At 63.6% G+C, this 24,841-nt stretch carries 18 protein-coding genes and 1 pseudogene; 10 read left to right on the top strand and 9 right to left on the bottom strand.

Going from position 1 to position 24,841, the window contains the following annotated elements:
• Window positions 1-160 precede the first annotated feature (160 nt).
• Window positions 161-1,177, bottom strand: a pseudogene (locus ABIB24_RS26790) (HAMP domain-containing protein); the annotation flags it as partial.
• 169 nt (window positions 1,178-1,346) lie between these two features.
• Here ABIB24_RS26790 and ABIB24_RS06425 point away from each other — a divergent pair.
• Complete coding sequence (locus ABIB24_RS06425; protein ID WP_354316240.1) at window positions 1,347-2,822, top strand: helicase HerA-like domain-containing protein; 1,476 nt, start codon at window positions 1,347-1,349, stop codon at window positions 2,820-2,822.
• Between the two features lie 224 nt (window positions 2,823-3,046).
• Here the strand turns inward: ABIB24_RS06425 and ABIB24_RS06420 are convergent, their stop codons facing one another.
• Together ABIB24_RS06420 and ABIB24_RS06415 are read right to left on the bottom strand one after the other, a co-directional pair.
• The gene (locus ABIB24_RS06420; protein WP_025340495.1) at window positions 3,047-4,519 is read right to left on the bottom strand and encodes an inorganic phosphate transporter; all 1,473 of its coding nucleotides are present in this window, start codon (window positions 4,517-4,519) and stop codon (window positions 3,047-3,049) included.
• A 312-nt stretch (window positions 4,520-4,831) separates the two neighbouring features.
• Entirely contained in the window at window positions 4,832-5,032 is a 201-nt protein-coding gene (locus ABIB24_RS06415) for a hypothetical protein (protein ID WP_003259583.1), read from the bottom strand.
• A 489-nt stretch (window positions 5,033-5,521) separates the two neighbouring features.
• On the opposite strand from ABIB24_RS06415, the gene pcaR reads away from it, so the two are divergent.
• The 9 genes from pcaR (at window position 5,522) to pcaC (ending at window position 15,302) form a co-directional block, all read left to right on the top strand.
• Window positions 5,522-6,412: a pca regulon transcriptional regulator PcaR gene (gene pcaR, locus ABIB24_RS06410; RefSeq protein ID WP_025340494.1), complete on the top strand. Its 891-nt coding sequence runs from the start codon at window positions 5,522-5,524 to the stop codon at window positions 6,410-6,412.
• Window positions 6,413-6,846: 434 nt separating this feature from the next.
• Window positions 6,847-8,193 carry a 4-hydroxybenzoate transporter PcaK gene (gene pcaK, locus ABIB24_RS06405; RefSeq protein ID WP_354316238.1) on the top strand — a complete coding sequence of 449 codons (1,347 nt, stop codon included), beginning with the start codon at window positions 6,847-6,849 and terminating at the stop codon, window positions 8,191-8,193.
• Window positions 8,194-8,419: 226 nt separating this feature from the next.
• On the top strand, window positions 8,420-9,280 hold the full coding sequence (locus tag ABIB24_RS06400) for a CoA transferase subunit A (RefSeq protein WP_015271654.1): 861 nt from the start codon (window positions 8,420-8,422) through the stop codon (window positions 9,278-9,280).
• Window positions 9,277-10,056: a CoA-transferase subunit beta gene (locus ABIB24_RS06395; RefSeq protein ID WP_015271653.1), complete on the top strand. Its 780-nt coding sequence runs from the start codon at window positions 9,277-9,279 to the stop codon at window positions 10,054-10,056. Before ABIB24_RS06400 ends, ABIB24_RS06395 begins: the two co-directional genes overlap by 4 nt.
• The gene (pcaF, locus tag ABIB24_RS06390) at window positions 10,053-11,258 is read left to right on the top strand and encodes a 3-oxoadipyl-CoA thiolase (RefSeq protein ID WP_354316272.1); all 1,206 of its coding nucleotides are present in this window, start codon (window positions 10,053-10,055) and stop codon (window positions 11,256-11,258) included. Before ABIB24_RS06395 ends, pcaF begins: the two co-directional genes overlap by 4 nt.
• Before the next feature lie 185 nt (window positions 11,259-11,443).
• On the top strand, window positions 11,444-12,733 hold the full coding sequence (locus ABIB24_RS06385) for an MFS family transporter (protein WP_046617253.1): 1,290 nt from the start codon (window positions 11,444-11,446) through the stop codon (window positions 12,731-12,733).
• 9 nt (window positions 12,734-12,742) lie between these two features.
• A complete protein-coding gene (locus ABIB24_RS06380) occupies window positions 12,743-14,095 on the top strand; it encodes a 3-carboxy-cis,cis-muconate cycloisomerase (RefSeq protein ID WP_137162344.1) in 1,353 nt (450 codons plus the stop codon).
• An 11-nt stretch (window positions 14,096-14,106) separates the two neighbouring features.
• Complete coding sequence (gene pcaD / locus ABIB24_RS06375; RefSeq protein WP_015271650.1) at window positions 14,107-14,898, top strand: 3-oxoadipate enol-lactonase; 792 nt, start codon at window positions 14,107-14,109, stop codon at window positions 14,896-14,898.
• An 11-nt stretch (window positions 14,899-14,909) separates the two neighbouring features.
• Window positions 14,910-15,302: a 4-carboxymuconolactone decarboxylase gene (gene pcaC, locus ABIB24_RS06370; protein WP_013974040.1), complete on the top strand. Its 393-nt coding sequence runs from the start codon at window positions 14,910-14,912 to the stop codon at window positions 15,300-15,302.
• Window positions 15,303-15,429: 127 nt separating this feature from the next.
• Here pcaC and ABIB24_RS06365 read toward each other — a convergent pair whose 3' ends face one another.
• The 6 genes from ABIB24_RS06365 to ttgA all read right to left on the bottom strand — a co-directional run bounded on the left by ABIB24_RS06365 (window position 15,430) and on the right by ttgA (window position 24,622).
• Window positions 15,430-15,942 carry an Mpo1 family 2-hydroxy fatty acid dioxygenase gene (locus tag ABIB24_RS06365; protein WP_025340488.1) on the bottom strand — a complete coding sequence of 171 codons (513 nt, stop codon included), beginning with the start codon at window positions 15,940-15,942 and terminating at the stop codon, window positions 15,430-15,432.
• 194 nt (window positions 15,943-16,136) lie between these two features.
• On the bottom strand, window positions 16,137-17,060 hold the full coding sequence (locus tag ABIB24_RS06360) for a LysR family transcriptional regulator (RefSeq protein ID WP_085692306.1): 924 nt from the start codon (window positions 17,058-17,060) through the stop codon (window positions 16,137-16,139).
• A gap of 181 nt (window positions 17,061-17,241) precedes the next feature.
• Complete coding sequence (locus ABIB24_RS06355; RefSeq protein ID WP_274078307.1) at window positions 17,242-18,498, bottom strand: OprD family porin; 1,257 nt, start codon at window positions 18,496-18,498, stop codon at window positions 17,242-17,244.
• Between the two features lie 359 nt (window positions 18,499-18,857).
• Window positions 18,858-20,315 carry an AdeC/AdeK/OprM family multidrug efflux complex outer membrane factor gene (locus tag ABIB24_RS06350; protein WP_274078308.1) on the bottom strand — a complete coding sequence of 486 codons (1,458 nt, stop codon included), beginning with the start codon at window positions 20,313-20,315 and terminating at the stop codon, window positions 18,858-18,860.
• On the bottom strand, window positions 20,312-23,464 hold the full coding sequence (gene ttgB / locus ABIB24_RS06345; protein WP_075046219.1) for a multidrug efflux RND transporter permease subunit TtgB: 3,153 nt from the start codon (window positions 23,462-23,464) through the stop codon (window positions 20,312-20,314). Before ttgB ends, ABIB24_RS06350 begins: the two co-directional genes overlap by 4 nt.
• A gap of 3 nt (window positions 23,465-23,467) precedes the next feature.
• Entirely contained in the window at window positions 23,468-24,622 is a 1,155-nt protein-coding gene (gene ttgA / locus ABIB24_RS06340; protein WP_075046218.1) for a toluene efflux RND transporter periplasmic adaptor subunit TtgA, read from the bottom strand.
• Between the last annotated feature and the right edge of the window lie 219 nt (window positions 24,623-24,841).

The raw sequence follows: 24,841 nt of genomic DNA, 5'->3' as shown, positions 1-24,841 counted from the left end.
CGCCCAGTTCGTTGATGGCGGCGGCCACGCTGTTGGTGCGGTTGGACTGTTCGTCGGAGTTGGTCATCGACGAGTTCGAGGCACTGATGACCCGCAGGGCTACTTCGTTGACCTGCTCGGTGGCCGAGGACACTTCGCGGATCGAGCTGTGAATACGCTCGACGAAACGGTTGAAGGCGCTGCCCAGGATGCCGAATTCGTCGTGGTTGTGGATACGCAGGCGCTTGGTCAGGTCGCCTTCACCTTCGGCGATGTCTTCCATGGCGCGGGTCATGGTGTGCAGCGGCTGCATCAGCACACGGATCAGCAGGCCGAGCAGGCCGATGATGATCACCACCGCCACCAGCGTGGCGATCACCGCCGAGGTGCGGAAGGTGCTGAGCATCGAGAATGCCTTGTCCTTGTCCACCGACAGACCGATGTACCAGTTGGCCGAAGGCAGGCCGGTGATCGGGGTGAAGGTCAGCAGGCGGGCCTGGCCTTCGCTCTGTACTTCGGTCAGCTCACCGGTCAGTTTCGGCGTGTGCTGCGGGAACAGGTCCGACAGCGACTTCATCACCAGGTCTTTGTCCGGGTGCACCAGGATCTTGCCCTGGTCGTTGACCAGGAAGGCGTAGCCCATGCCGCCGAAGTTCAGCGAGTTGATGATCTGTACCAGGCCGTCCAGGGCCAGGTCGCCACCGACCACGCCGACACTGGCGGAAACCTTGCTGAGGATGCCGATGACCATCTTGTTGGTGGTCATGTCGATGTACGGCTCGGTCAGGGTCGCGCCGGCGGCATTCATGCCGTCCTTGTACCAGGGGCGGGTGCGCGGGTCGTAGCCGTCGGGCATTTTCGAATCAGGGCGTACGCTGAAGCCACCGTCGACCTTGCCCAGGTAGACGGTGAGGAAGCTGGAAACCAGCGCATTCTGGCCCATCAGTGTTTCGGCGTTGGTCGGGTCCTGGGCTATGTTCTGTGCCAGGTTTTCCACCAGCTTGATACGGCCTTCGAACAGGTTGCGAATATTGGTCGAAGTGGAAGCGCCCATTTCAGCCAGATAGTTTTCGAGGTCCTCGCGGATCGCATTACGCTGGAGGTAATCGTTGTAGAGCGTGAAAAGGCTGAAGGCGAGTATCACGATCAGTGACGCTGCCAAAAGAATCTTGTGGCTGAAACGAAGGCTTTTGTTCATGGCGTAATCGGTTCCGCTAAGGTTTCATATCAGGCGTTTGCACGCGTGGAGTCGCAAAGCAGTGCAACATCCCGAAAAGTCCCTTTTCGGTTGTTCCTCTCTATTAAGGCGAATATCACCCACAGGTATCGGCCGAATTACGCTAAAGCTTGAGCAGAGGATTAAAGAGATGTCGGAAATTTCGACCATCGTTGTAGGTGCTGGCCCGGATGGCCAGCCGGTTGGGCAAGCCATGAGGCTGGCCAACCGCCATGGCCTGGTAGCGGGTGCAACGGGTACTGGCAAGACCGTCACCCTGCAGCATCTGGCGGAAACGTTCAGTGACGCGGGGGTTGCGCTGTTCGCCGCCGATGTCAAAGGTGACCTTTGCGGCCTGGGCGCTGCTGGTGCGCCGCAGGGCAAGGTGGCCGAGCGCATCGCCGGCATGCCCTGGCTGGGGCACAGGCCCCAGGCTTACCCGGTGAGCCTGTGGGATATTGCCGGGCAGTCCGGCCACCCGCTGCGCACCACCCTCAGTGAAATGGGGCCGCTGCTGCTGGGCAACCTGCTGGAACTGACCGACAGCCAACAGGCGGCGCTGTACGCGGCGTTCAAGGTGGCCGACCGTGAAGGCCTGCTGCTGCTCGACCTCAAGGACCTCAAGGCGCTGCTCGCGCACTTGAAGGACGACCCGCAATTGCTGGGCGAAGACAGCGCGCTGATGACCACGGCCTCCACTCAGGCGCTGTTGCGCCGGTTGGCGACCCTGGAGCAGCAGGGCGCCGAGGCGTTGTTCGGTGAACCGGGGTTGCAGCTCGAGGACCTCCTGCGGCCAGACCCGGATGGCCGTGGGCGTATCCACCTGCTGGACGCCAGCCGGTTGGTTCACGATGCCCCCAAGGTGTACGCGACCTTCCTGTTGTGGCTGCTGGCCGAGTTGTTCGAGCAACTGCCCGAGCGCGGTGATGCTGACAAGCCGGTGCTGGCGTTGTTCTTCGATGAAGCGCACTTGTTGTTCAACGATACGCCCAAGGCATTGCAGGATCGCCTGGAGCAGGTGGTGCGGCTGATTCGCTCCAAGGGTGTGGGGGTGTACTTCGTTACCCAGTCGCCGGGGGATTTGCCGGATGCGGTACTGGCCCAGTTGGGCTTGCGCATCCAGCATGGCTTGCGGGCGTTCACTGCCAAGGAGCAGAAGTCGCTGCGGGCGGTGGCTGATGGCTTCCGCCCCAACCCGGCGTTCGACACCCTGGCGGTGCTGACTGAACTGGGCATTGGCGAGGCACTGGTGGGGACGTTGGAAGAGAAGGGCACGCCTGCGATGGTGCAACGGGTGCTGATTGCACCGCCGCAGTCGCGTATCGGGCCGTTGAGTGCGGCTGAGCGCAGTGCGCTGATTGCCGATTCGCCGCTGGCGGGGCGTTACGACAAGCCGGTGGACCGTGAGTCGGCGTATGAGATGCTGACCCAGCGCAAGGGCGAGCCGGTGGAGCCCGCGCCGCAACCCAAGGCAGATGAAGAGAGCTTTGCCGACAAGGCTGGTGAGTTCTTGCAAAGTGCGGCAGGGCAGGCAATCAAGTCGGCGGTGCGCCAGGCGGCCAACCAGCTGGGGCGGCAGTTGGTGCGTGGGTTGATGGGGTCGTTGCTGGGGGGCAAGAAAAGGTAGGTTGCCTGTATCGGCCCCCATCCACAGGCCTGCGCTGTACCTGTAGGAGCGGCCTTGTGTCGCGAAAGGGCTGCGAAGCAGCCCCGGGATTTCAGCGCAGATGCACAAATTGCTGGGGCTGCTCTGCAGCCCTTTCGCGACACAAGGCCGCTCCTACAAGAGGCGTGTGTGTTGCGGATACGAAAAAGGCGCCCGAGGGCGCCTTCTTCTTATTGCGGTATCACTCAGCCAATGGCTTTGGACGCCAGCCAGAACAGGCCGGCCGCCAGGCCCATCGACGCAGGCAGGGTCAGTACCCAGGCCAGCAGGATGGTCTTCACGGTGCCGCCTTGCAGGCCGCTCTTGTTGGCGACCATGGTGCCGGCCACACCGGACGACAACACGTGGGTGGTCGATACCGGCAGGGCGAAGATGTTGGCCATGCCGATGGCGCAAGCCGCGGTGATCTGCGCCGACATGCCCTGGGCATAGGTCATGCCCTGCTTGCCGATCTTCTCGCCAACGGTCAGTACCACGCGCTTCCAGCCGACCATGGTACCCAGGCCCAGGGCCAGGGCGACGGCCACGATCACCCAGAACGGGGCGTACTCGGTGGTGGCGGTCAGGTCTTTGCGCAGTTTTTCCAGGTCGGCCTTTTCACGGGCTTCCAGGCCTGGCAGCTTGCCGACCTTCTTCGCCGTGTCGTCCAGGCACAGCAGGTAGCGGCGCACTTCGACACGCTTGTCGGCACTCAGGCTGTGGTAGTCGGTCACGCCCTGCAGCGAGGATTGCAGCGCGGCAATGGTCGGCTCGGTCTGCTGCGGGTTGCAGCTGAACTGCTCCGGCAGGTCGCTGGCCTTGGCCTTGCCCAGTGCCAGGAACTCGCCCAGGGTGGCGGCGTTGCGCTGGTAGAACTGGCTCATGTGCAGGGTGGCGTCGCGGGTACGCTCGATCTGATAGGTGGTGCTGTTCAGGTCGAGAACGAACTTGGCCGGAACGATACCGATCAGCACCAGCATGATCAGGCCGATGCCTTTCTGGCCGTCGTTGGAGCCGTGCACGAAGCTCACGCCCATGGCCGAAACCACCAGTACCAGGCGGTTCCAGAACGGCGGGTGCTTCTTGTCGTCGAGCTTGCGGCGCTGCTCGGGGGTCTTGTGCATCTTCGACAGCGGGCGCCACCACTTCAGGCCGATCAGTACCAGGGCGGCAACGGCGAAGCCGGCCATCGGCGAGACCACCAGCGACATGGCGATGTCGATCGCCTTCTGCCAGTTGACGCCGTCGCCCAGCGGGATGTCGTTGATCAGGGCGTTGGCCAGGCCGACGCCGAGGATGGAGCCGATCAGCGTGTGCGAGCTGGAGGCGGGGATACCGAAGTACCAGGTGCCCAGGTTCCAGGTGATGGCCGCAGCCAGCAGCGAGAAGACCATGGCCAGGCCGTGTCCGGTGTTCACATTGATCAGCAGCTCTACCGGCAGCAGGTGCACGATGGCATAGGCCACCCCGACACCGCCGAGCAGAACGCCAAGGAAGTTGAACACGCCGGAGAAGAACACGGCGAGGTGCGGCGGCATGGCTTTGGTATAGATGACGGTAGCTACCGCGTTGGCGGTGTCATGAAAGCCATTGATGAACTCGAAGGCGAGCACGAAGGTCAAGGCGAGCAGCAGGCTCACCAACACCCAGGCATCCAGTCCGCTGAATAATTCGATCATGAAGGTTGTCTGGCGGTCTTAGGGGGGCGGGATTATGCCAGAAAACCTTGGCAATCGATGCATCCGCGACAGACCGACGGCAATCTTCCTGTCGGGAGCGGGATGTGCACGGAGGGGCGTGCAGGAAGGGAAATGTCCGCTAAAACGCGCAAAACCTGGCGAAAACCGGCAAAAAGCTGGAGAAAAAGCCGCTTCGCTTCTGTTCAAACGGCCGTATGAAATTTGTGTAATTCCATTTCACCTTCGGCCAGACAGTAAAGATCGACCGCGCCCGGGCTGGCCGGGCGACGACGCGCTGGCGTGGTCCCGGGGTCAGGGAGTGTCGCTGCGCAGTTCCTTTTCCATGCGTTCCAGTTCCTGGCTGAAGGCCTGGTCGCGCACGCTTGCGCGCTTGCGCCAAGGTTTGCGTTCCGGATCCGGTTGTGCGGCGTAAGTGGTGACTTCGCCACCGTAAACATCCTTGTAACGTTCAGCCTGGCGCTCGAGTTCCGCGCGCAGTTCATCTTTCGTCACAGTAGTACCTGAATTAGTTTTGATGAGTGTTGTTATGCGCTGTGCAGCGTGCACATGCCTTGCTGGCCGCAACGGTTTGATACAGCGGAAGGTTCCATTGCCACGGCATCGTCGAGGCCCGCGCAATCGATTATAGCAACCGATATTTCGCCGAACATCGTTATTTACCCAACCCTGACATCACCAGACGCAAGTAACGCAATGCATCCGACAACAGTTTGGGCCTTTCGTACAAGTTTGAAAGGCAAGACGGACAAAAGTTCGTTGCAATGCAGCAGCGGGCCCGTCGACCGGGAGGGTAATGAAAAACGGCCTCGCCAAAAGGCGAGGCCGTTGCCTGGGGACTTCTACGGTGGGTACCTGACCAGTCTCTCCAAAGAAGCCACAAGTGGCATGAGAAAGGTATAAGTAAAAGTGTCAGCGGTCAATTGCGATTATCGGCCGTTTGTTCGATAATCGCACGAGTGGGCGTTTTTTTTGAGGTGTGCGATGAGTGACGAAACCCTGGCCAACGATTCCGTCAATCCAGAGTCGGGCAACCCGGAGCAGGGGCGGTCTGCCTCGGCAGCCCTGGCACCGCCGATCGTGGCTTCCCCGGCAAAGCGCATCCAGGCCTTTACTGGCGACCCGGACTTCATGACCTCCCTGGCGCGAGGCCTGGCTGTGATCCAGGCTTTCCAGGAACGCAAGCGTCACCTGACCATCGCCCAGATCAGCCACCGCACCGAAATCCCTCGTGCGGCGGTACGCCGTTGCCTGCACACGTTGATCAAGCTGGGTTACGCCACCACCGACGGGCGCACCTATTCGCTGTTGCCCAAAGTGCTGACGCTGGGGCATGCGTACCTGTCGTCGACGCCGCTGGCGATTTCCGCCCAGCCTTACCTGGACCGCATCAGCGACCAGCTGCACGAGGCGGCCAACATGGCCACGCTCGAAGGTGACGACATTCTTTATATAGCCCGTTCGGCCACCGTGGAGCGGCTGATTTCGGTCGACCTGTCGGTGGGCGGGCGCCTGCCGGCCTATTGCACATCGATGGGGCGCATTCTGTTGGCGGCCATGGACGACACCAGCCTGCGTGAATACCTGGAGCGTGCCGACCTGAAGGCGCGTACCAGCCGTACCTTGCATGACCCCGAGTCGCTGTTCGCCTGTATCCAGCAGGTGCGCGCCCAGGGCTGGTGCGTGGTGGACCAGGAGCTGGAGCAGGGGCTGCGTTCGATTGCGGTGCCGGTGTATGACGCCTCGGGGCAGGTGTTGGCGGCGTTGAATGTGAGTACCCATGTCGGGCGGGTGACGCGCAGTGAACTGGAGCAGCGGTTCTTGCCGATCCTGCTGGCGGCCAGCCGGGACCTTTGCCATCAGTTGTTTGGCTGAGCCTGCCGGGGGCCGCTTTGCGGCCCAATCGCGACACAAGGCCGCTCCCACAAGGGCCTCGCATATATCAAATATTGTGCGATACCTGTGGGAGCGGCCTTGTGTCGCGATTGGGGCGCACAGCGCCCCCTTTCAAATTTAGAACAGGCAAAACCGTTTCCTGTGCGATAAACGCACAGTGTCGTTCGCGGTCAATTGCGCCACCACCGCCCGCTGATTAATGTCTCTCGCAACGGTCGGCTGTGCCGACCGAACAAGAAAAACATAATAAGAGGCACTTACATGAATACTGTCCCCTCGCTGCCGCGGCCGCACCCGCGCGCAGTACCGTTATATCCAGGCTGACGCCGGCCGCATTCCCTCAAACTATTGTCCTCTGTACCGGTTTATCGCGTGCAGTGGCCTGGCTGTGCCCCTCATTCTGGATAACAACAATGAACCAAGCGCAAACCAACGTCGGCAAAAGCCTCGACGTCCAGTCGTTCATCAATCAGCAGCCGCTGTCCCGCTACCAATGGCGGGTGGTGTTGCTGTGCTTCCTGATCGTCTTCCTCGATGGCCTGGACACCGCCGCCATGGGCTTCATCGCCCCGGCCCTGTCGCAGGAGTGGGGGATTGACCGCGCCAGCCTCGGCCCGGTCATGAGTGCTGCATTGATCGGCATGGTTTTCGGTGCCCTCGGCTCCGGCCCGCTGGCGGACCGGTTTGGTCGCAAGGGCGTGCTGGTGGGCGCGGTGCTGGTATTCGGCGGCTTCAGCCTGGCCTCGGCCTATGCCACCAACGTCGACCAGTTGCTGGTGTTGCGCTTCCTGACCGGCCTGGGCCTTGGCGCAGGCATGCCCAACGCCACCACGCTGTTGTCTGAATACACCCCCGAGCGCCTCAAGTCGCTGCTGGTGACCAGCATGTTCTGCGGCTTCAACCTGGGCATGGCCGGTGGTGGTTTCATTTCCGCCAAGATGATCCCGGCTTACGGCTGGCACAGCCTGCTGGTGATCGGTGGCGTGCTGCCGTTGCTGCTGGCGCTGGTGCTGATGGTATGGCTGCCGGAGTCGGCGCGGTTCCTGGTGGTGCGCAATCGGGGCACCGACAAGGTGCGCCAGACCTTGTCGCCCATCGCGCCGCTGGTGGTGGCCGAGGCGGGCAGCTTCAGCGTGCCGGAGCAGAAGGCGGTGGCAGCGCGCAACGTGTTCGCGCTGATCTTCTCCGGTACCTACGGCATGGGCACCATGCTGTTGTGGCTGACCTACTTCATGGGCCTGGTGATCGTCTATCTGCTGACCAGCTGGCTGCCAACCTTGATGCGCGACAGCGGCGCGAGCATGGAACAGGCTGCCTTCATCGGCGCACTGTTCCAGTTCGGTGGCGTGCTGAGTGCCGTCGGCGTGGGCTGGGCAATGGACCGCTTCAACCCGCACAAGGTGATCGGCATTTTCTACCTGCTGGCCGGGGTGTTCGCCTACGCCGTGGGGCAGAGCCTGGTCAACATCACCGTATTGGCCACCCTGGTGCTGGTTGCCGGCATGTGCGTGAACGGCGCCCAGTCGGCGATGCCTTCGCTGGCGGCGCGCTTCTATCCGACACAGGGCCGCGCCACAGGGGTATCGTGGATGCTGGGTATCGGCCGCTTCGGGGCGATTCTCGGGGCCTGGAGTGGCGCAACGCTGCTGGGGCTGGGCTGGAACTTCGAACAGGTGCTGACGGCGTTGCTGGTGCCGGCGGGGCTGGCGACCGTGGGTGTGATCGTGAAAGGGCTGGTGAGCCACGCTGACGCGACCTGAAGTTTGCGGCCCTTCGCAGCACAAGGCTGCTCCTACAGGGAAACGCGATCCCCTGTAGGAGCGGCCTTGTGTCGCGAAAGGGCTGCGCAGCAGCCCCAGAATCAAGATGAGTAGCAGGACAACAAATGGTTCGATAATCGCACAAATAGTCGATTATCGGATTGTAAGCCACCCACCAGTCTCCTTAATCTGAGCTCACCGAAGCACCCTGACCAGGAGTCTCCAAATGGCTGCAATTCTCCCGCTTCACGAAGCCGTGAAGCAGTTCATCCAGGATGGCGATACCGTCGCCCTCGAAGGTTTCACCCACCTGATCCCGACTGCCGCCGGCCACGAGATCATCCGTCAGGGCAAGCGCGACCTGACCCTGGTGCGCATGACTCCGGACCTGATCTACGACCAGCTGATCGGCGCCGGTTGCGCCAGCAAGCTGATCTTCTCCTGGGGTGGTAACCCGGGTGTCGGTTCGCTGCACCGCCTGCGTGATGCCGTCGAGAAGCAGTGGCCACACGCCATCGAAATCGAAGAACACAGCCACGCCGACCTGGCCAACGCCTATGTCGCCGGTGCTTCTGGCCTGCCGTTCGCCGTGCTGCGTGCCTACGCCGGCTCCGACCTGCCGAAGGTCAACCCACTGATCAAGAGCGTCACCTGCCCGTTCACCGGTGAAGTGCTGGCAGCCGTGCCGTCGGTGCGCCCGGACGTGACCGTGATCCACGCGCAAAAGGCCGACCGTAAAGGCAACGTGCTGCTGTGGGGCATCCTCGGTGTGCAGAAGGAAGCCGCCCTGGCCGCCAAGCGCTGCATCGTCACCGTCGAGGAAATCGTCGACGACCTGCAGGCGCCGATGAACGCCTGCGTGCTGCCGACCTGGGCGCTGAGCGCGGTGTGCCTGGTGCCAGGTGGTGCGCACCCGTCCTATGCCCACGGCTACTACGAGCGTGACAACCGCTTCTACCAGGCCTGGGACCCGATCGCGCGTAGCCGCGAATCGTTCACCGCCTGGATCGACACCTACATCCGTGGCACTGCCGATTTCAACGAATTCAAGGCCAAGCTGGCCAGCACTGCGGAGGCCGCACAATGAGCTACTCCACTTCCGAAATGATGACCGTCGCCGCAGCCCGTCGCCTGCGCAACGGTGCTGTGTGCTTCGTCGGCATCGGCCTGCCATCCAAGGCTGCCAACCTGGCGCGCCTGACCTCGTCGCCAGATGTGGTGCTGATCTACGAATCCGGCCCGATCGGCGCCAAGCCCAGCGTGCTGCCGCTGTCGATCGGCGACGGCGAGCTGGCCGAAACCGCTGACACCGTGGTGCCGACCGGCGAGATCTTCCGCTACTGGCTGCAAGGTGGGCGCATCGACGTCGGCTTCCTCGGCGCCGCCCAGGTCGACCGCTTCGGCAACATCAACACGACTGTGGTCGGTGACTACCACGCCCCGAAAACCCGCCTGCCGGGTGCCGGTGGCGCACCGGAAATCGCCGGCTCTGCCAAGCAGGTGCTGATCATCCTCAAGCAGTCGCCGCGTGCCTTCGTCGACAAGCTGGACTTCATCACCTCTGTTGGCCACGGTGAAGGCGGCGACTCGCGCAAACGCCTTGGCCTGCCAGGCGACGGCCCGGTCGGCATCATCACCGACCTGTGCATCATGGAGCCGGAAGCCGGCACCCACGAATTCGTCGTCACCGCGATCCACCCGGGTGTGACCCGCGAGCAGATCATCGCCGCCACTGGCTGGGCGATCCGCTTTGCCGACGATGTGCAGACCACTGCCGAACCTACCGAAGTCGAGCTGTCCGCCCTGCGTGACCTCGAAGCCCGTACCGCCGCGGCCCATGGCCAGGTGGCAGGAGAAGCCTGATGCGCGACGTATTCATCTGTGACGCCATCCGTACCCCGATCGGCCGCTTCGGCGGCGCCCTGGCCGGTGTGCGGGCCGACGACCTGGCCGCCGTGCCGCTGAAGGCGCTGATCGAGCGCAACCCGAGCGTGCAGTGGGATCAGGTTGACGAAGTGTTCTTCGGCTGCGCCAACCAGGCCGGTGAAGACAACCGCAACGTGGCGCGCATGGCGCTGTTGCTGGCCGGCCTGCCGCAGAGCATCCCGGGCGTTACCCTGAACCGCCTGTGCGCGTCGGGCATGGATGCCATCGGCACTGCCTTCCGCGCCATTGCCAGCGGCGAAATGGAGCTGGCGATTGCCGGCGGCGTCGAGTCGATGTCGCGTGCCCCGTTCGTCATGGGCAAGGCCGAAAGCGGCTATTCGCGCAACATGAAGCTCGAAGACACGACCATCGGCTGGCGTTTCATCAACCCACTGATGAAGAGCCAGTACGGTGTGGATTCAATGCCGGAAACCGCCGACAACGTGGCCGACGATTACCAGGTTTCGCGTGCTGACCAGGACGCCTTCGCCCTGCGCAGCCAGCAGAAGGCAGCTGCCGCCCAGGCCGCCGGTTTCTTCGCCGAAGAAATCGTGCCGGTGCGTATCGCGCACAAGAAGGGCGAGACCATCGTCGAGCATGACGAGCACCTGCGCCCGGAAACCACGCTGGAAGCCCTGACCAAGCTCAAGCCGGTCAACGGCCCGGACAAGACCGTCACCGCCGGCAACGCCTCGGGCGTGAACGACGGTGCCGCGGCGTTGATCCTGGCCTCGGCCGAGGCGGTGAAGAAACACGGCCTGACCCCACGTGCCCGGGTACTGGGCATGGCCAGCGCCGGTGTTGTACCGCGGGTGATGGGCATTGGCCCGGTGCCGGCAGTGCGCAAGCTGACCGAGCGCCTGGGTGTGGCGGTGAATGATTTCGATGTGATCGAGCTCAACGAAGCCTTTGCCAGCCAAGGTCTGGCGGTGCTGCGTGAGCTGGGTGTGGCCGACGATGCACCGCAGGTGAACCCCAACGGCGGTGCCATCGCCCTGGGCCACCCGCTGGGCATGAGCGGTGCGCGCCTGGTGCTGACTGCGCTTCACCAGCTGGAGAAGAGCGGTGGGCGTAAAGGTCTGGCGACCATGTGTGTGGGCGTAGGCCAAGGTTTGGCGCTGGCCATCGAGCGGGTTTGACCTGTACCGGCCTCTTCGCGGGTAAACCCGCTCCCACAGGGAACCACGCATCCCCTGTGGGAGCGGGTTTACCCGCGAAGAGGCCGGCACATGCGACTCAAGGCTAATTGCCAGCCAGATAGCGGAACGAGTGTGTTACCAGGTGTGTCTAGAATTACCTGCGACCCTCCAGGAGTAAACTCACCATGACCTCAGCCTATTACACCGGCGAAGAACGCAGCAAACGCATCTTCGCTATCGTTGGTGCCTCTTCAGGCAACCTGGTGGAATGGTTCGACTTCTACGTCTATGCCTTCTGCGCGATCTACTTTGCCCCGGCTTTCTTCCCCTCCGACGACCCCACCGTGCAGTTGTTGAACACGGCAGGCGTGTTCGCCGCGGGCTTTCTGATGCGCCCCATCGGTGGCTGGATCTTCGGCCGCCTCGCTGACCGCCATGGTCGCAAGAATTCCCTGATGATCTCGGTGCTGATGATGTGCTTCGGCTCCCTGATGATCGCCTGCCTGCCCACCTATGCCAGCATCGGCACCTGGGCCCCGGCGCTGCTGTTGCTGGCCCGGCTGATCCAGGGCCTGTCGGTAGGCGGCGAATACGGCACCACTGCCACCTACATGAGTGAAGTGGCCCTGCGCGGCCAGCGCGGCTTCTTCGCCTCGTTCCAGTACGTGACCCTGATCGGCGGCCAGTTGCTGGCGGTGCTGGTGGTGGTGATCCTGCAGCAGCTGCTCACTGAAGAAGAACTGCGCGCCTGGGGCTGGCGCATTCCGTTCGTGGTCGGCGCCATTGCCGCGCTGATCTCGCTGATGCTGCGCCGCTCGCTGCATGAGACCAGCAGCGCCGAAACCCGCCAGGACAAGGACGCCGGCACCATCAAGGGCCTGTTCCGCAACCACGCGGCGGCTTTCATCACCGTGCTCGGCTATACCGCGGGCGGTTCGCTGATCTTCTACACCTTCACCACCTACATGCAGAAGTACCTGGTCAACACCGCCGGCATGACCGCAAAAAACGCCAGCTACGTGATGACTGGCGCGCTATTCCTGTTCATGGTGCTGCAGCCGTTCTTCGGCATGCTCTCCGACCGCATCGGCCGGCGTAATTCGATGATGCTGTTCGGCGCCCTGGGTACGCTGTTCACCGTGCCGCTGCTGATGGCGCTGAAAACCGTGAGCAGCCCGTTCATGGCCTTCGTGCTGATTACCCTGGCGTTGTGTATCGTCAGTTTCTACACCTCGATCAGCGGCCTGGTGAAGGCCGAGATGTTCCCGCCGCAGGTGCGTGCGCTGGGTGTGGGCCTGGCCTATGCAGTGGCCAACGCGGCGTTCGGCGGTTCCGCCGAATACGTTGCCCTGGGTCTGAAGACCCTGGGCATGGAAAACACTTTCTACTGGTACGTGACAGCGATGATGGCGATTGCCTTCCTGTTCAGCCTGCGCTTGCCGAAGCAGGCCGCGTACCTGCACCACGATGATTAAGGACGTGGCATGACCAACCAACTGTTCGACGCCTACTTCACCGCACCGGCCATGCGCGAGATCTTCTCCGACCGTGGCCGCCTGCAGGGCATGCTCGATTTCGAAGCGGCGCTGGCGCGGGCCGAGGCGGCTGCCGGGCTGGTCCCGCATAGCGCGGTAGCGGCCATCGAGGCGGCGTGCCACGCCGAGCGCTATGACGTTGGCGCGCTGGCCAATGCCATCGCCACTGCTGGCAACTCGGCGATCCCGCTGGTGAAGGCGTTGGGCAAGGTGATTGCCAGTGGCGTGCCCGAAGCCGAGCGCTATGTGCACCTGGGCGCCACCAGCCAGGACGCGATGGACACCGGGCTGGTCCTGCAGCTGCGTGCTGCCCTCGACCTGATCGAAGCCGACCTCGGCAAGCTGGCCGATACCTTGTCGCGCCAGGCCTTGCAGCACGCCGACACGCCGCTGGTGGGGCGCACCTGGCTGCAGCATGCCACCCCGGTGACCCTGGGCATGAAACTGGCCGGTGTGCTGGGCGCCTTGACCCGTCACCGCCAGCGCCTGCAGGAGCTGCGCCCACGCTTGCTGGTGCTGCAGTTCGGCGGCGCCTCGGGCAGCCTGGCGGCTTTGGGCAGCAAGGCGATGCCGGTGGCCGAAGCCCTGGCCGAGCAGCTCAAGCTGACCCTGCCCGAGCAGCCCTGGCACACCCAGCGCGACCGCCTGGTGGAGTTTGCCTCGGTGCTGGGCCTGGTCGCCGGTAGCCTGGGCAAGTTCGGCCGTGATGTCAGCCTGCTGATGCAGACCGAGGCGGGGGAACTGTTCGAGCCTTCCGCGCCGGGCAAGGGTGGGTCTTCGACCATGCCGCACAAGCGCAACCCTGTCGGCGCCGCGGTGCTGATCGGCGCCGCGACCCGCGTGCCGGGGCTGGTTTCGACGCTGTTCGCCGCCATGCCCCAGGAGCATGAGCGCAGCCTCGGCCTGTGGCATGCCGAATGGGAAACCCTGCCGGACATCTGCTGCCTGGTATCTGGTGCGCTGCGCCAGGCCCAGGTGATTGCCGAGGGCATGGAAGTGGATGCCGCGCACATGCGCCGTAACCTCGACCTGACCCAGGGCCTGGTGCTGGCCGAAGCGGTGAGCATCGTCCTTGCCCAGCGCCTGGGCCGCGACCACGCCCACCACCTGCTGGAGCAGTGCTGCCAGCGCGCCGTGGCCGAACAGCGCCACCTGCGCACCGTGCTGGGTGAAGAGCCGCAAGTCAGCGCCGAGTTGTCCGCCGAAGAACTCGATCGCTTGCTCGACCCTGCCCATTACCTGGGCCAGGCCCGCGTCTGGGTGGCGCGCGCCGTGTCCGAACATCAACGTTTCACTGCCTGAAGGAGACCGCTGTGGCGCACTTGCAACTGGCCGATGGCGTTTTGAATTACCAGATCGATGGCCCGGAAAACGCCCCGGTGCTGGTCCTGTCCAACTCGCTCGGTACCGACCTGGGCATGTGGGACACGCAGATTCCACTGTGGAGCCAGCACTTGCGCGTGTTGCGCTACGACACCCGTGGCCACGGTGGGTCGCTGGTCACTGAAGGCCCTTACAGCATCGAACAGCTGGGCCGTGACGTGCTGGCCCTGCTCGATGGCCTGGATATCGCCAAGGCGCACTTCGTCGGCCTGTCTATGGGCGGCCTGATCGGCCAGTGGCTGGGCATCAATGCCGGCGAGCGCCTGCACAGCCTGACCCTGTGCAATACCGCCGCCAAGATCGCCAACGACGAGGTGTGGAACACCCGTATCGACACCGTGCTCAAGGGCGGCCAGCAGGCCATGGTCGACCTGCGCGATGCCTCCATCGCCCGCTGGTTCACCCCGGGCTTCGCCCAGGCCCAGCCAGCGCAAGCCCAGCGTATCTGCCAGATGCTGGCGCAAACCAGCCCGCAAGGCTACGCCGGCAACTGCGCCGCGGTGCGCGATGCCGACTACCGCGAGCAGTTGGGCCGCATCCAGGTGCCGGCGCTGATCGTTGCCGGTACCGAGGACGTGGTGACCACTCCGGAGCACGGCCGCTTCATGCAGGCCGGTATCGCGGGTGCCGAGTACGTCGACTTCCCGGCGGCGCACCTGTCCAACGTCGAGATCGGCGAGGCGTTCAGCCGCCGCGTGCTCGACTTCCTGCTGGCTCACTGAGGGATACCGCCATGGACGAGAAACAACGTTACGACGCCGGCATGCAGGTACGCCGCGCAGTGCTTGGCGATGCCCACGTGGACCGCAGCCTGGAGAAGCTCAACGACTTCAACGGCGAGTTCCAGGAGATGATCACCCGCCACGCCTGGGGTGACATCTGGACTCGCCCGGGCCTGCCGCGCCATACCCGTAGCCTGATCACCATCGCCATGCTGATTGGCATGAACCGTAACGACGAGCTGAAGCTGCACCTGCGCGCGGCGGCCAACAACGGCGTGACCCGTGACGAGATCAAGGAAGTGCTGATGCAGAGCGCGATCTATTGCGGCATTCCGGCGGCCAATGCCACCTTCCACATGGCTGAGTCGGTGTGGGATGAGCTGGGCGTGGAGTCGCGTACCTGACCACTACGCGGTCCCTTGTAGGAGCGGCCTTGCGTCGCGATGGGCCGCAAAGCGGCCCCGGCAATATTGGCTGCGAAGCTGAAACCCTGGGGCCGCTTCGCAGCCCTATCGCGACACAAGGCCGCTCCTACATAGAGCGCGCCACCACGGGCCCGGCGTTGGCCTCGACGGCGCGTTTCAGGGCCGGGCACAGGCCGAGCATGAATGCCGCTTCTGCCACCACGAACAACGGCCCGATGATCAATCCGCTGACATCGTCGACAAACGCCGGCTTGCGGCCTTCGTAGTAATGGCCGACGAACTGGATGATCCAGCCCACCACGAACGCCCCCAGCCCGGCACCGAGCCACAGCGCTGTCGTCTGCATCGCCAGCACCTGGCCGACCCACAGGCATAGCCCAAGCAACAACCCCATCACCAGGCCGAAGCGCAGGTCCAGGCGCAGGTAGAACCAGACCGAGGCTGCCGCCGCTGGCAGGGCAGGGGACAGCCACATGCCGGCTACCTCCCAGCCAGGGCGCGACAGCAGGATGGTGACCGCCAGCACGATCATCGGGATGCCGACGAAGTGGGTGGCGATGTTGCGTGGGTCGCGGTGGTAGCTGGCGTATTGGCTCAGGTGGTCGACGAGGGTTTTCATTGTTGTGCCTCCCTGGTTGCCTGATCGAGGTGTATTGCCTGTTCTGGCCTCTTCGCGGGTAAACCCGCTCCCACAGGGGGCACCACAACTCCTGAGGGCTGCGCTGTACCTGTGGGAGCGGGTTCACCCGCGAAAGGGCCGGTACAGGCGACCGATATAGCTCAGGATAGCCCGCCCCTGCCACCATCATCAGCTCAGCGAATGGCAGCAGCCCGCACTGGCATATCCAGCCCCACCAGCGTCTCGATCATCGCTCGCGCCGCCGGCGATAGCCGGTAACCGCTGCGGCTGACCACGCCACAGCGCACGCTCAGCACTTCCAGTGCCGGTGGCAGGTTGCGCCAGTGCAGGCGCACCAGGCGGCCGCTGGCCAGGTCTTCGGCCACGGCTTCCTCGCTGGCGGTGCCGATGGCATCGCTGGCCTGCACCACGCTGCGCAGCACGGCCAGGTGCTCGGTTTGCAGGTGCGGGGTGAAATCGCTGCGCCCGCTCAGGTTGGCCAGGCGCTTGCGCACGCCGGGGGCGAGCAGGGCGCTGGCTAGGGGGTAGCTGAACAGGTCGTTGGTCGACAGGCTGTCCTTGGCCAGCAATGGGTGCCCCGGGCGGCAGAAGAACAGGCCGGGGCGTGGTGAAAGGGGCTCGGTGTGGAAGTTGGGGTCGGCTTCGAACGGGCGGATATCGTCGACGAAAAACTCGATCTGCTCGCGGCGCAGAGCCTGGCCGAGGCGTTCGGCGTTGTCCACCAGCAGCGAGGTGCGGATGCCCGGGTGGCGTTCGAGAAAGTGGCGCAGGGCGTCGGGTACCAGGCGCACAGCCAGCGCCGGGCCGCTGCCGAAATGCAGCTCGCCGGCGTCGAGCTTGGTCATCTGCAGCACTTCGTTGCTCAGCTGCGCGGCACCTTGTACCAGGCGCCGGGCATGCTGCAGCACCACCAGGCCTTCGGGGGTGGGCGGCAGGGCTTTGCTGGCGCGGTCGACCAGTGGGCAGCCGAAGCTGTGTTCCAGGCTCTGGATGGCACGGCTGAAGGCGGGTTGGGTGATGCCCATGGCCTCGGCGGCACGGACGAAGCTGCGGTATTCGGTGAGGGCGATGAAGTAGCGCAGCTGACGGAGGTCCATGTCACGGCTCTGGGGCGGGGATCAGGGGCCTATTCAAGCGGTTGCTGCATATGTCGTCAAAGAAGGTTTATTGATTTGTTTATAGCTTATGGTTATTTGTTGTGGCTTCTGGCCTCTTCGCGGGTAAACCCGCTCCCACAGGTTCACCACAGATTCTGAAACTGTGGTGAACCTGAAGAATTCAGAGGAGATTCAGCGGGTAACTCACGATCAACCGGTTCTCATCGAACGAGTTGGTGCTGAAGTCGCGGCGCATGGTGGAGTTGCGCCACTTCACCGACAGGTCCTTGAAGCTGCCCGACTGCACCACATAGGCTAATTCGGTTTCCCGCGCCCATTCCTTGCCATCGTCCACGCCGCCTGCGGTGACGTTGTCACCCTTTATGTAGCGGTTCATCAGGGTCAGGCCTGGCACGCCGACGGTGGCGAAGTTGAAGTCATGACGCACCTGCCAGGAGCGCTCCTTGGCGTTGTCGAAGCTGGAGTTGTAGCTGTCGTTTGCCAGGGTGCCGCCGCTGGTGCCGTTGACCCGCATCCAGGCGTCGTCGCCGCTGACTTTCTGCAGGCCGACGTAGAAGGTGTGGCCCTGATAGCGCGCCGAGAGCATGGCCGAGGCAGTGCGGTTGTCCAGTTCGCCAGCGCGTTCGGCGCCGTCTTCCTTGCCGATGAAGTAGCCCAGGTTGGCGCCCAGGGTCCAGTCACCCAGGGGTTGGCTGTGCACCAGGTTGAGGTACTGCTGGCGGTAGATGTCCTTGAGCTGGGCATCCCACACGCCGATCATGGTGCGCTTGTCGTTGAAGGTGTACTCGCCGCCGCCAAAGTTGAAACGGTCGGAGGTGAATGCGGCCTTACCGTTCAGCGACATGTCTTCCATGCTGGCGTCGTTGCGCGGGCTGTTGCCGCGGAACTGGCCGGCGTACAGGGTCAGGCCGGCGATTTCCTTCGAGGTCAGCTGGCCGCCGCGGAAGGTCTGCGGCAGCGAGCGGCCATCGTCCGAGCGCAGGATCGGCAGTACCGGCATCCATTCACCCACTTTCAGCTCGGTTTCGGACAGCTTGGCTTTCAGTGCCACGCCCAGGCGGCCGAAGTCATCGGCCGGGCGGCCGTCGTCGTGCACCGGCAGCAGGTGGGTGTTGGTGGTGCCTTTGCCGCCGTCGAGCTTGACCGAGTACAGGCCCAGTACGTCCACGCCGAAACCGACGGTGCCTTGGGTAAAGCCGGAGCGGGCGTCGAGGATGAAGCTCTGCGTCCACTCCTCGGCCTTGGCCTGCGGGTGGGCCGGGTCGACGAAGTTGCGGTTGATGTAGAAGTTGCGCAGGTTGAGGGTGGCCTTGGCGTCCTCCAGGAAACCACCTTGGTCGGCGGCGAACACGGGGAGCGCGCAGGACATGGCCAACAGGCCGGGCAGCAGCTGGCGTGCGGGTTGCAAAGTGCTCATCTGTCGTGGATCTCTTGTTTTTATGGGCGAGCCGGTACGCTGCAGGATGCGGCCTGCAGGTGCGGGTCTTTTGGGATGAACCGGGGCAACGTTGCGTGTGAGGATGGTGCGGGGTAGGGCTGGGGTGAGGCAATTCGCCACAAACGGAAGCGGGCGATAATCGAACGGAATGTTCTGGTTGGTTAATTGTTTTTCCTGTGCTGGCCTCTTCGCGGGCTTGCCCGCTCCCACAGGATCACCACAGCTTTGGAAACTGTGGTGGCCCTGTGGGAGCGGGCAAGCCCGCGAAGAGGCCAGCACAGGCAAAACAAAACAAAAAGCCCACCGCGAGGGTGGGCTTGATGCTTTGACAGCTGCAATCAGCTCTTCGGTGCTTCCACCGCTGCCTGCTGGTTGTTGGCCTGCCCGGTCTGCTCGTACCAGCCACCGCCAAGCGCCTTGTACAGGTTGACCTCGCTGGTCAGCTGCGACAAGCGGTCGCCGATCAGTGCCTGCTGGGCGCTGAACAGGTTGCGCTGGGCGTCGAGGAAGGTCAGGTTGCTGTCGATACCGATGCGATAGCGGCGTTCGGCCAGGCGGTAGTAGTCCTGGTTCGCCTGCACCAGGTCGCGTTGCGCCTGCAGCTGCTCTTCGAAGGTCTTGCGCGCCGCCAGGCCATCGGAGACTTCCTGGAAGGCGGTCTGGATGGTCTTTTCGTACTTGGCGACGTTGATGTCCTTCTGGATCTTCGAGTAGTCCAGGCTGGCCTTCAGGCTGCCGGCGTTGAAGATCGGCAGGTTGATCTGCGGCTGGAACAGCCAGGTGCCCTGGCCGCCCGAGAACAGGTGGCCCATGTCGGGGCTCAGGCTGCCGGCATTGGCGGTCAGGCTGATGCTCGGGAAGAACGCTGCGCGGGCCGCGCCAATGTTGGCGTTGGCGGCCTTGAGCAGGTGCTCGGCTTCCTGGATGTCCGGGCGACGCTGGAGGATGTCCGACGGCAGGCCGGCCGGTACTTCGGCCAGCTGGTCGGCATTGAGCTCCAGAGGCTTGGCCAGGTCGGCGGGAATGCCGGTGCCCAGCAGCACGGTCAGGCTGTTGACGTCCTGGGCAACCAGGCGCTGGTACTGCGAGTACTTGACCCGGGCGCCTTCCACGGCGGTACGCGCCTGGCTGACGTCGAGTGCCGAGGCTACGCCGACTTCGTTGCTGCGACGGGTGAGGTTGTAGCTTTCCTCGTAGGTCTTCAGCGTTTCTTCGGTCAGCTTGAACAGCGCCTGGTCGGCCTGCCAGGTGTAGTAAGCGTTGGCCACGCTGGCCACCAGGCTGATCTGCGTGGAGCGACGCGCCTGCTCGCTGGACAGGTAGGTTTCCAGGGCCTGCTCGGTCAGGCTGCGCACGCGGCCGAACAGGTCCAGCTCATAGGCGCTGACGCCCAGGGTGGCCGAGTACTGGCTGGTGATGCCCGCTTCGCCCGTCTGCGACATGTTCGCCGGTACGCGCTGGCGGCTGCCGCTGCCGGTGGCCGAAACCGCCGGGAACAGGTCGGCACGCTGGATGCGGTACTGCGCACGGTAGGCGTCGATGTTCAACGCGGCAACGCGCAGGTCGCGGTTGTTGACCAGCGATGTCTGGATCAGCTGCTGCAGTGCCGGGTCGTGGAAGAACTGGCGCCAGCCCTGCTCGGCGGCGGCAACTTCCGCCGATTGCGTCGGCGAGTACGCAGGGCCTTGCGGCCACTGCGCAGCCACCGGCGATTCCGGGGTCTTGTAGTCAGGGATCAACGAGCAGCCGCCAAGAATGAAAGCGGTTACTGCCAGGGACAACAAAGACTTGGTCATTGCCCAGCCTCATAACGTGGAGTTTCAGGGGTGACGTCTTTTTCCGGCTCTTTGCTGCCGAACAGTGACGACACTGCGACGAAGAACAGTGGTACCCAGAAGATAGCCAGCACGGTCGCACTGATCATGCCGCCGATCACGCCAGTACCGATGGCATGCTGGCTGCCGGCGCCGGCGCCGCTGGCGATAGTCAACGGTACCACGCCGAGGATGAACGCCAGCGAGGTCATGATGATCGGGCGCAGACGCATGCGGCACGCCTCGATCGCCGCGTCGTACAGGCTGCGGCCTTGCTCGTGCAGTTCCTTGGCGAATTCGACGATCAGGATGGCGTTTTTCGCCGCCAGGCCGATGGTGGTCAACAGGCCGACCAGGAAGTACACGTCGTTGGACAACCCGCGCAGGCTGGTGGCGATCAGGGCACCGATGATACCCAGCGGTACTACCAGTACCACGGCGATCGGGATCGACCAGCTTTCGTACAGGGCTGCCAGGCACAGGAACACGAACAGTACCGAGAGGGCGAACAGTGCCGGCATCTGCGAACCGGAGAGTTTTTCCTCGTAGGACATGCCGGTCCAGGAGAAGCCGATGCCGCTTGGCAGTTCGCCAGCAATGCGCTCGACCTCGGCCATGGCTTCACCGGTACTGTAGCCCGGGGCCGGAGCACCGAGGATTTCCATTGCCTCGACGCCGTTGTAACGCGACAGCTTCGGCGAACCGTAGGTCCATTCGCCCTTGGCGAAGGAGGAGAACGGCACCATTTCGCCGGCGCCATTGCGCACGTACCACTTCTGCAGGTCTTCCGGGCTCATCCGCGCGTTCGGCTCGCCCTGGATGTACACCTTCTTGACCCGGCCACGGTCGATGAAGTCGTTGACGTAGCTGGCACCCAGGGCAATCGACAGGGTGTTGTTGATGTCGGCGATGGTCACGCCCAGGGCGCTGGCACGCTCGTCATCGATGGTCAGCTGGTACTGCGGCTCGTCGTTCAGGCCGTTCGGGCGCACGGCGCTGAGGATCTTGCTCTGCGCGGCCTTGGCCAGGAACTGGTTGCGCGCTTCCATCAGCTTGGCATGGCCGACACCGCCGCGGTCCTGCAGGAACACGTCGAAGCCGGTGGCGTTACCCAGTTCGAGCACCGCAGGCGGGGCAAAGGCGAACACCATCGCATCGCGGAAGGTGAAGAAGTGCTGCTGGGCGCGCTGGGCAAGGGCGAACACGCTGTTTTCCTTGGAGCGCTCATCCCACGGCTTGAGCATGATGAACGCCATACCCGAGCTCTGGCCACGGCCGGCGAAGTTGAAGCCGTTGACGGTGAACACCGAAGCCACGGTGTCGGCCTCTTCGCTGAGCAGGTACTCACGCATCTGGTCGACCACCACCTGGGTGCGCTCGGCACTGGAGCCGGCCGGGGTCTGTACCTGGGCGAACAATACGCCTTGGTCTTCTTCCGGCAGGAACGCGGTAGGGATGCGGGCGAACAGCCAGATCATGCCGACCACGATCAGCGCGTAGGCCAGCAGGAACGGTACCTTGTTGCGCAGGATGGTACCCACGCTGCGCTCGTAGCCGGTTACGCTGCGGTCGAAGTTGCGGTTGAACCAGCCAAAGAAGCCGCGCTTGGCCACATGGTGCTCGCCCTTCTTCAGCGGCTTGAGCATGGTGGCGCACAGGGCCGGGGTGAAGATGAGCGCCACCAGCACCGACAGGCCCATGGCCGAGACGATGGTGATGGAGAACTGCCGGTAGATCACACCCGTGGAGCCGCCGAAGAATGCCATGGGCAGCAGTACCGCCGACAGCACCAGGGCGATACCCACCAGGGCACCCTGGATCTGCTCCATCGAGCGCTTGGTCGCTTCCTTGGGCGGCAAGCCTTCCTCGGACATCACCCGCTCGACGTTCTCCACCACGACGATGGCGTCGTCCACCAGCAGGCCGATGGCCAGGACCATGGCGAACATGGTCAGGGTGTTGATGCTGAAGCCGGCAGCGGCAAGGATGCCGAAGGTACCCAGCAACACAACCGGTACGGTCATGGTGGTGATGATGGTGGCGCGGAAGTTCTGCAGGAACAGGTACATCACCAGGAACACCAGGACCACGGCTTCGATCAGGGTGTGGATAACGCCACTGATCGATTCGGTGACCACCGGGGTGGTGTCATACGGGAATACTGCTTTCACCCCAGGCGGGAAGAACGGTTCCAGGTCGGCGATGGTCTGGCGCAGGGCCTTGGCGGTGTCCAGGGCGTTGGCACCGGTGGCCAGTTTTACTGCCAGGCCGGAGGCCGGCTTGCCGTTGAACTGGGCGCTGACGGCATAGTTTTCACCACCCAGGCCAACCTGGGCGACATCACCCAGACGCACCTGCGAACCGTCGCTGTTGACCTTGAGCAGGATCTTCTCGAACTGCTCGGCAGTCTGCAGGCGGGTCTTGCCGATGATGGTGGCGTTCAGCTGGGTACCCGGCATGGCCGGCAGGCCGCCGAGCTGGCCGGAGGACACCTGCACGTTCTGCGCGGCCACGGCGGTCTTGACGTCGACCGGGGTCAGCTGGAACTTGTTCAGCTTGGCCGGATCGAGCCAGATACGCATGGCGTATTGCGCACCGAACACCTGGAAGTCACCCACACCCGCGGTACGCGAGATCGGGTCCTGCATGTTGGAGACGATGTAGTTGGCCAGGTCGTCCTTGGTCATGCTGCCGTCTTCGGACACCAGGCCGATCACCAGCAGGAAGTTCTTCACTGCCTTGGTGACGCGGATACCTTGCTGCTGCACTTCCTGCGGCAGCAGCGGGGTGGCCAGGTTCAGCTTGTTCTGCACCTGCACCTGCGCGGTGTCTGGGTTGGTGCCCTGCTCGAAGGTGGCGGTAATGGTCATGCTGCCGTCGGAGTTACTTTCCGACGACACATAACGCAGGTTGTCGATACCGTTGAGCTGCTGCTCGATCACCTGTACCACGGTGTCCTGCACGGTTTGCGCCGAGGCGCCCGGGTAGGTCACGGCGATGGCGATGGCCGGCGGCGCGATGCTGGGGTACTGGTTGATCGGCAGCTTCAGGATCGACAAGGCGCCGACCAGCATGATCACCAAGGCGATCACCCAGGCGAAGATCGGGCGATCGATAAAGAACTTCGACATGGTTTACTCCGCTTTGGCGTCTGCTTTCGCCGCGTTGGCCTGAACAGGGCTGGCCGGCTTCTTGACGTTGGTGGCTTCGCTGACCTTGACCTCGACGCCCGGGCGCACGTACTGCAGCCCTTCGGTGATCAGGCGGTCGCCCGGGTTCAGGCCTTCCTCGATCAGCCAGTCGCTGCCCAGGGTACGGTTGGCCTTGAGCTGGCGCAGTTCGACCTTGTTCTCCTGGTTGACCACCAGCGCGGTCGGCGCGCCTTTCAGGTCGCGGGTCACGCCCTGTTGCGGGGCCAGGATGGCGTTGGCGTTGACCCCGGCCTTGAGCCGCGCATGCACGAACATGCCTGGCAGCAGGGTGTGATCGGGGTTGGGGAACAGGGCGCGCAGGGTGACCGAGCCGGTGGTCTCGTCGACCGAGACCTCGGAGAACTCCAGGCGGCCCTCCTGCTTGAACAGGCTGCCGTCTTCCAGCACCAGCTGCACCGAGGCGGCGTTGTCGCCGGCCTTTTGCAACTGGCCGCTTTCCAGGTCACGGCGCAGCTTGAGCAGCTCGGCGGTGGACTGGGTGACGTCGACGTAGATCGGGTCGAGTTGCTGGATGGTGGCCATGGCGTTGGCCTGGCCATTGCTCACCAGTGCACCTTCGGTGAACGAAGAACGGCCGATACGGCCGCTGATCGGTGCCAGGACCTTGGTGTAGCGCAGGTCGATCTGCGCGCTTTTGAGCGAAGCCTCGGCCTGCAATCGTTTGGCATTGGCGTCGTCGTATTCCTGCTTGGAGACAGCCTGTTCGTCGATCAGCTGCTTGTAGCGCTCGGCCAGCGAGCGGGTGGCCTGCAGGTTGGCCTGGGCATTGGCCAGGGTGGCTTCGTACACGGCAGGGTCGATCTGGTACAGCTGCTGGCCTTCCTTGACCTCACTGCCTTCCTTGAACAGGCGCTTGAGGATGATGCCGTTGACCTGCGGGCGCACTTCGGCGACGCGGTAGGCACTGGTACGCCCCGGCAATTCCGAGGTCAGGGTGAAGGCTTGGGGCTGGATGGTCACGACGCCGACCTGAGGAGCCTGCGCCGCTGGCGCTGCTTCTTCTTTCTTACAGCCACTGAGCAGGGTTGCCAGGGCGACGGCGGAAACCAGAGCGGTAACGGCTGGCTTGAATTGCATGAGGATCCTCGGGTCGCTGGAGCTGGGAGACGCTCAAGAGTAATGGAAGAGTCTTGATCTGGAAAAATTGCTATCCGGTGGATAAATAGCTTGCTAAGGAATATACTTACATTCATGGTTGTTTGTAAATACCGCTGGGTTGTACTCGGGTACTGCCACAGCCCTTGATTAGCTCCTCCGCGAGGCACCCTGCAGAGGTGCCCCCGGAGTGTTCCCCGC

It is taken from the genome of Pseudomonas sp. UYEF17, assembly GCF_040546125.1.
GTDB classification, from domain to species: domain Bacteria; phylum Pseudomonadota; class Gammaproteobacteria; order Pseudomonadales; family Pseudomonadaceae; genus Aquipseudomonas; species Aquipseudomonas putida_Z.
This window is presented reverse-complemented; position numbering and strand designations above follow the sequence as displayed.